The 6,944-nt window shown below is 75.8% G+C and carries 4 protein-coding genes and 1 pseudogene; 4 read left to right on the top strand and 1 reads right to left on the bottom strand.

All coding sequences use genetic code 11. The features are described from left to right. The 4 genes and pseudogenes from FM076_RS34380 to egtD all read left to right on the top strand — a co-directional run. Positions 1-399, top strand: a pseudogene (locus FM076_RS34380) (ergothioneine biosynthesis glutamate--cysteine ligase EgtA); the annotation flags it as partial. Then, positions 389-1,729, top strand: a complete 1,341-nt coding sequence (gene egtB, locus FM076_RS30260; RefSeq protein ID WP_173874018.1) for an ergothioneine biosynthesis protein EgtB — start codon at positions 389-391, stop codon at positions 1,727-1,729. The pseudogene FM076_RS34380 and the gene egtB, both read left to right, overlap by 11 nt. Before the next feature lie 28 nt (positions 1,730-1,757). Next, positions 1,758-2,510: an ergothioneine biosynthesis protein EgtC gene (gene egtC, locus FM076_RS30255; RefSeq protein ID WP_173874017.1), complete on the top strand. Its 753-nt coding sequence runs from the start codon at positions 1,758-1,760 to the stop codon at positions 2,508-2,510. Positions 2,511-2,587: 77 nt separating this feature from the next. After that, positions 2,588-3,568 (top strand): L-histidine N(alpha)-methyltransferase, encoded by a 981-nt coding sequence (gene egtD / locus FM076_RS30250; protein WP_173874016.1) that lies wholly within the window; start codon positions 2,588-2,590, stop codon positions 3,566-3,568. A gap of 48 nt (positions 3,569-3,616) precedes the next feature. Here the strand turns inward: egtD and FM076_RS30245 are convergent, their stop codons facing one another. Further along, the gene (locus tag FM076_RS30245; RefSeq protein ID WP_243274682.1) at positions 3,617-6,376 is read right to left on the bottom strand and encodes a SpoIIE family protein phosphatase; all 2,760 of its coding nucleotides are present in this window, start codon (positions 6,374-6,376) and stop codon (positions 3,617-3,619) included. Between the last annotated feature and the right edge of the window lie 568 nt (positions 6,377-6,944).

Here is a 6,944-nt window from a genome sequence, read left to right as displayed (position 1 = left end):
ATCGTGCCGCTCGCCGTGACGACCGCCCTGTTCGACGACGCGGTGGCGGCCGAGGCCGCCTACCGGGCCGTCCGGCCGCTGGCCGCCGTAGCGGCCCGCACTCCGGCGCCGCGCAACGCCCTGTGGCAGCGTGCCGCCAAGCACGGGATGAGCGATCCGGAGCTGCACGCGGTCGCCGTGACGTGCTTCGCCGCCGCCCGTGAGGCGCTGCCCCGGCTGGGGGCCGGCCCGGCCGTCGTCGCGGCCGTGGACGAGTTCACCGCCCGCTATGTGGCGCGGGGCCGCTGCCCCGCCGACGACACCCTCGACGCGTGCGGCGTCCCGGCCGCCGCTCCCCCGCCCGCCGCGGGGCCCGCGCTCCCGGGCCCCGCGGGAAAGGAGAGGTCCCATGACGGTTGAGACAACGGACGGCGGCGCCACGCCGCGCGCGCTGGCACGGGAGGCGCTGGCGGTGGCGCGGGAGCGCACCCTCGGGCTGGCCGACTGCGTCGAGGACGGCGAACTGACCGCGCAGCACTCCCCGTTGATGTCCCCGCTGGTGTGGGACATGGCACACATCGCGAACCAGGAGGAGCAGTGGCTGCTGCGCGCCGCCGGTGGTCTGGCGGCGCTCCGCCCCGAGGTCGACTCGCTCTACGACGCGTTCGAGCACCCCCGCGCCACGCGCCCTGCCCTGCCGCTGCTGCCGCCCGGCGAGGCCCGCGGCTATCTGGCCGAGGTACGCGGCCGGGCCCTCGACGTGCTGGAGGGCGCGCGGCTGGCGGGCGCCGGACGGCTGCTCGACCACGGCTTCGCGTTCGGGATGATCGCCCAGCACGAGCAGCAGCACGCGGAGACGATGCTGATCACCCACCAGCTGCGCCGCGGCCCGGCCGCGCTGACCGCTCCCCCGCCCCCGCCCGCGCCTTTGGACGCGGCCTCGCTCCCGTCCGAGGTGCTCGTGCCGGCCGGTCCGTTCACCATGGGCACCGACGACGACCCCTGGGCGCTGGACAACGAGCGCCCCGCCCACCGCCGCGAGCTGCCCGCCTTTCTGATCGACACGCTGCCGGTCAGCAACGCCGCCTATCAGCGGTTCATCGAGGACGGCGGCTACCACCGGGAACGCTGGTGGCATCCGGCGGGCTGGCAGCAGGTGCGCCGCCACGGCTGGCGGGCCCCGCTGTTCTGGCGGGACGACGGCGCGGGCGGCTGGTGGCGCCGCCGCTTCGGGGTGCGGGAGCCGGTGCCCGCCGACGAGCCCGTGCTGCACGTGAGCTGGTACGAGGCGGACGCGTACGCCCGGTGGGCGGGGCGGCGCCTGCCCTCGGAGGCCGAGTGGGAGAAGGCCGCCCGCTTCGACCCGGCCACCGGCCGCAGCCGCCGCTTCCCCTGGGGCGACACCCCGCCCTCCGCGCACCACGCCAACCTGGGGCAGCGGCACCTGGGCCCCGCCCCGGTCGGCAGCTACCCCGCCGGCGCCTCGGCACTGGGGGTACGCCAGCTGCTGGGTGACGTGTGGGAGTGGACCGCCGACGCTTTCGGCCCCTATCCGGGTTTCACGGCGTTCCCCTACCGCGAGTACTCGGAGGTGTTCTTCGGCCCCGCGTACAAGGTGCTGCGCGGTGGCGGCTTCGGGGTGGGCACGGTGGTGGCGCGGGCCACGTTCCGCAACTGGGACCACCCTGTGCGCCGCCAGATCTTCTCCGGGTTCCGCACCGCCCGCTCGCTGCCGCCGGAGCGGGCGTGAGGGCCGGGCGGACGAAGGGCCGGGACTGATGTGCCGCCACCTCGCGTACGTCGGCCCGGCGTGCGCGCTGGGCGAGGTGCTGACGCGGCCCGAGTTCTGTCTCGTACGGCAGTCGTGGGCGCCGCGCCGGCAGGGGCACGGGACGGTGAACGCGGACGGCTTCGGCGTCGGCTGGTACGCGGAGGGCGATCCGCTGCCCGCCCGCTACCGCCGCACCGGCCCCGTGTGGGCGGACGCCTCCTTCGCCGACCTGTGCCGGGTGGTGCGCTCCGCTGCGTTCCTGGCGGCGGTGCGGGACGCGACCGACGGCTGCGCCGGCGGGGAGGCGGCGGTCGCCCCGTTCACCGCCGGCCGCTGGCTGTTCAGCCACAACGGGGCGGTCACCGGCTGGCCCGCTTCGGTGTCCGAGGTGGCCGCCCGCGCCCTGTCCGCGCGGGAGCTGCTGGAGGTCGAGGCCCGCACCGACTCCGCGCTGGCCTGGGCGCTGGTGCGGCACCGGCTGCGGGACGGTGCCGCACCGGCGCGGGCCCTCTCCCGGGTGGCCGTCCAACTCGCCGGGGCCGCACCGGGCTCCAGGCTGAACTTCCTGCTCACGAACGGCAGGACCGTGGCCGGGACAGCGGCGGGCGAGTCGCTGTGGTACCTGCACCGGCCAGGCGCGTCGTTGACGGTCGCCTCGGAACCGCACGACGCGGATCCGGGCTGGCGGCAGGTGCCCGAGAGGCACGTACTCGCCGGAGACGCCGCACATGTCGAGCTGATCCTGCTGGAGGAGCTGTGAGCGGAAAAACTGGGGGCCGAGGCCCTGCGAACGGAGGTTCCGCGTCGGCGGGGAACGGGAGGAAAGGGACGGGGTCCGTGGAGTGGGAGGGCGGGCCGCGTTTCACACTCACCCGCGCCCTCCCGCCCGGGGCGACCGCGGCGGCGCTGGCGGCCGATGTGGCCGAGGGGCTGGCGCGCGCCCCCAAGGAGCTGCCGCCCAGGTGGTTCTACGACGCCCGGGGCAGCGAACTGTTCGAGGAGATCACCACGCTGCCCGAGTACTACCCCACCCGGGCCGAGCAGGAGATCCTCACCCGGCACGCCGCGGAAATCGTCCGTCCGACCGGTGCCCGCACCCTGGTGGAGCTGGGCTCGGGGTCGTCGGCGAAGACCCGGCTGCTGCTGGACGCGCTGCCCGAGGACCTGTTGTACGTGCCGGTGGACGTCAGCCCGTCCGCTCTGGAGGCGGCCGGGCGGCTGCTGCTGGCGGAGCGGCCGCGGCTGAGGGTGCACGCCATGGTCGCGGACTTCGAGAGGGGGCTGGAGACGCCCGCCTCGCCGGGCCCGCGCCTGGTGGCGTTCCTCGGCGGCACCATAGGCAACCTGCTGCCCGCGGAACGCGCCCGCTTCCTGAGGCGGCTGCGGGCCCGGCTGGAACCCGGTGACGCCCTGCTGCTGGGCACCGATCTGGTGAAGGATCCGGCCGTTCTGGTGGCCGCGTACGACGACGCCCGGGGCGTGACGGCGCGGTTCAACAAGAACGTGCTGCGCGTGCTGGCCCGTGAGCTGGGGGCCGACTGCGATCCGGACGACTTCGACCACGTCGCCGTGTGGGACCCCGGCCGGGAGTGGATCGAGATGCGGTTGCGGGCCCGTACCGCGCTGACCGTGAAGGTGCCCGCGCTGGAGGCGAGCTTCGACTTCCGGGCCGGCGAGGAGCTGCGCACCGAGATCTCCGCCAAGTTCCGCCTCGCGGGGCTGGCCGGTGAACTCACCGCGTGCGGCTGGCGGCCGGCGCGGTCGTGGACCGACACCGGTGGCCGGTTCGCGTTGACCCTCGCCTTCCCGGCGGGGTGACGGGCCGCCAGGAGCGGAGGGCGGGAGACGGGTGCCGGGGGCCGGGCATCACACGACAGGTGGCTCGTCCGTGTGCTCGCCCCGGCCACCGGTGAGCGGGAGTTCGGCCCAGATGGTCTTGCCGTGCGGGCCGTACCGAATGCCCCAGTGGCGGGCGAGCTGGGCGATGAGGAACAGGCCGCGCCCGCCCTCGTCCACCGTGGTCGCCCGGCGGACGTGCGGGGCGGTGCTGCTGCTGTCGGAGACCTCGCAGGTCAGGTACCGGTCGCAGAGCAGCCGTACGGTGACCGGGGGTTCGCCGTGGCGGATGGCGTTGGTGAGCAGTTCGCTGAGGAGGAGTTCCGCGGTGAACGCGGTCTCCCCCAGCCCCCAAGCGGTCATCCGCTCCCTGCAGGCGGTGCGGACGGGGGCGACGGCCTCGGGGTCGCTGGGCACCTCCCACTGGGCGATCCGGTCGGGCGGGAGCCGCCGGGTCCGGGCGACGAGCAGCGCGATGTCGTCACGGTCGCTCTCCGAGCGGTCCGGCAGCAGGGCGTCGAGCAGGGCTGTGCAGGTGTGCCCGGGGTCGTCGTCGGACCCGGCGAGGGTGGAGCGCAGCAGGTCCAGACGGTCGTCGAGGTCGCGGGTGCGGAGCCGGACCAGGCCGTCGGTGTAGAGGACGAGCCGGCTGCCCTCGGGCAGCGTCACGGTGTGCGTCTCGAACGGGGAGGTGCCCAGTCCGAGCGGCAGGTTGGCGGGCGCCGCCAGGACGCGGGTGGTCCCGTCGGGGTGCGCGAGCACGGGCGGCGGGTGTCCGGCCCTGGCAAGGTGGCACCGGCCGGAGGCGGGGTCGTAGAGGGCGTACAGCACGGTGGCGCCGGTGACCGCCTCCGTCTCCGGGCCGCGGGTGGGGTCCTGGTCGATGCGGGCCACCAGTTCGTCCAGGTGGGCGAGGAGTTCGTCGGGCGGCAGGTCGAGCGAGGAGAAGTTGTGCACCGCGGTCCTCAGCCTGCCCATGGTGGCCGCCGCGTGCAGCCCGTGGCCGACCACGTCGCCGACGACCAGTGCCACGCGGGCGCCGGGCAGCGGGATGACGTCGAACCAGTCCCCGCCGACTCCGGCCTGGGCGGGCAGGTAGCGGTAGGCGGCGCCCACCGCGTTCTGCTCCGGCAGCCGGCCCGGCAGCAGGCTGCGCTGGAGCGTGACGGCCATGCCGTGCTCACGTGCGTAGCGGCGGGCGTTGTCCACGCACACCGCTGTGCGGGTGACCAGTTCCTCGGCGGAGGCGAGGTCCTCCGGCTGGAACGGCCGCTGTTCGCGACGCCAGAAACCGGCCAGTCCGAGAACGGTGCCACGGGCCCGCATCGGAACGGTGATCAACGAGTGGAACCCCGCCCGCAGCACGCGTGCCGCCCCCTCGGGGTCGGCGCCGCGCCACTCGGTGGTGGCGGCCAGGTCGGGGGCGAAGACCGCGCGCACCTCCCGGGCTCCCGCACCCGGTTCGGCCGTGTGCCCGTCGACGCCCCGACGCACCGCGGGCTCGCCGGTCTCCCCTGTTCCCCGCACGCCCTCCGCGCCCGCTGTGCACGCTGTGCCCTCAGGATGCTTTGCGTGCTCGCGCGGGACGGCGACGGGAGGGATGTGCGGGAGGCTCCCCACGGGCTGGAGCGGGTGGTCGCCGCCCCCGGCCCGCAGCGCCACCCGTCGCACGGTCGCCGCGGTGGGGTCGGGCAGCGGCTCCTGACCGCTGATCACCGGGTCGAGGAGATCGACGCAGGCCACGTCGGCGAACCGGGGCACGGCCACCTCGGCCAGTTCCTCCGCCGTACGCCGCACGTCCAAGGTGGTCCCGATGCGCAGGCCCGCCGTGTACAGCAGGTCGAGGCGCTGGGCGGCGACCTCCGCCTGGCCCGCCACCTCGCGCAGTTCGGTGGTGTCGCGGAAGGTGGCCACGCTCCCCGCGGGGCCGCCCCGCTCCCCCGTGGGACGCTGGCTGACCGCCAGCAGCCGGCCGCCGACCACGTGCACCTCGTCGGTGGCGGTGCGCCCCGAGGCCAGCAGGTCCCCCACACCGGACGCCGGCCCCAGCTCGGCGACCGTCCGCCCCTGCGCCCCGCCCGGCAGGTCCAGCAGCCGCTGCGCCTCGTCGTTCGCGAGCAGCAGCCTGCGGTCCCCGTCGAGGACGAGGACGCCTTCGCGCACCGAGTGGAGGACCGCGTCGTGGTGCTCGTACATGCGGGTCACCTCCGCCGGGCCCAGGCCGCGCGTCTGCCGGTTCAGCCGCCTGCCGACCAAGCCGGCGCCCGCCGCGGCCAGCAGGAGCGCCCCGACGGCGCCGACGGCCACCCACGGCAGTTCCCGGTCCAGCCTCGCCGAGACGGTGGCGAAGTCGACGCCCGCGGTGACGATGCCCACCACCCGCCCGCCGGGGCCCCGTACGGGGACGACGGCCCGTACCGAGTCGGTGAGTTCGCCCCGGAACTGCTCGGTGTACGTCCGGCCGGCGAGCGCCCGGCCGAAGTTCCCGTCGGCCCGTTCACCGATGAGCCCGGGGAGGGGGTCGGAGCGGCGGATGCCCTTCCGGTCGAGGATCGCGACGTAGTCGATCCCGCAGGCGCGGACCGCCCGCGGGGTCACCGGCTGCAGCCGCCCGGTCGGCCGGGCGGAGCGCAGGGCGGCCGAGGTCGAGGGGGTGACGGCCAGAGTCGCCGCGCAGGCCAGGGAGCGTTCCCGGGCGCTGCGGACGTCCGCCTCGCGCGCCTGCCAGGCGAGGACGACCGCCGCCGCGACCACCAGCAGCAGGACGATGGCCAGCTGCAGGACGAACATCTGTCCCGCGACGCTGCGCAGCGCGAGCGGCGAACGGCGCCGCCCAGCGCCGGAACGCCGGTGCCGGCGGGGCCGCTGGGGCCGCTGGGGCCGCTGGGGCCGCTTCCACGGGGGTCTCAGCCGTCTCGGCCGCATCGGCCGCATCAGCCGCTTCGAAGCCATACGACAATGGTTTACCCCCTTTCCTCCCGTCTCGCGCGGAGGGCGGGACGCACCCGCACGATCGCCCGGAAAACTCGCGGGAAGCCGGAGCGCGCCGGGCACGGGCCCTGGAAGGCCGGGCGGGCGGCCGGAAATAACGCGTCGAACCCGCTCACGCGCCCGTGCTACTTTCCGCGCGGGCCGGAACCGGCCGGGGTGGACGGCCCCGCGCCGGCCCCGCACCGCCCCGGCCCGGCGCGGGGCGACGGCCCCCCTTCCGACCACTCCAGGAGACCCGCATGCCCCGCTGGCTGCTCGCGCTCGCCGCCGCAGCGCTGGTGTTCTACACCGACGACTACGTCATCGCCGGCGTCCTGCCCGAACTCTCCCGGGACCTGTCCGTCTCGCCGGGCGCGGCGGGCCAGTT

It is taken from the genome of Streptomyces albus subsp. chlorinus (genome assembly GCF_013302895.1).
Taxonomy (GTDB): domain Bacteria; phylum Actinomycetota; class Actinomycetes; order Streptomycetales; family Streptomycetaceae; genus Streptomyces; species Streptomyces chlorinus.
Note: the sequence above shows the minus strand (reverse complement) of the source record. Positions and strands in the feature narration are given on the sequence as shown.

Bases quoted from the DNA above. Each gene is read 5' to 3' on its own strand.
- FM076_RS30245 (WP_243274682.1), bottom strand. From the start codon at position 6,376: ATGTTCGTCCTGCAGCTGGCCATCGTCCTGCTGCTGGTGGTCGCGGCG.
- egtC (WP_173874017.1), top strand. From the start codon at position 1,758: ATGTGCCGCCACCTCGCGTACGTCGGCCCGGCGTGCGCGCTGGGCGAG.
- egtB (WP_173874018.1), top strand. From the start codon at position 389: ATGACGGTTGAGACAACGGACGGCGGCGCCACGCCGCGCGCGCTGGCA.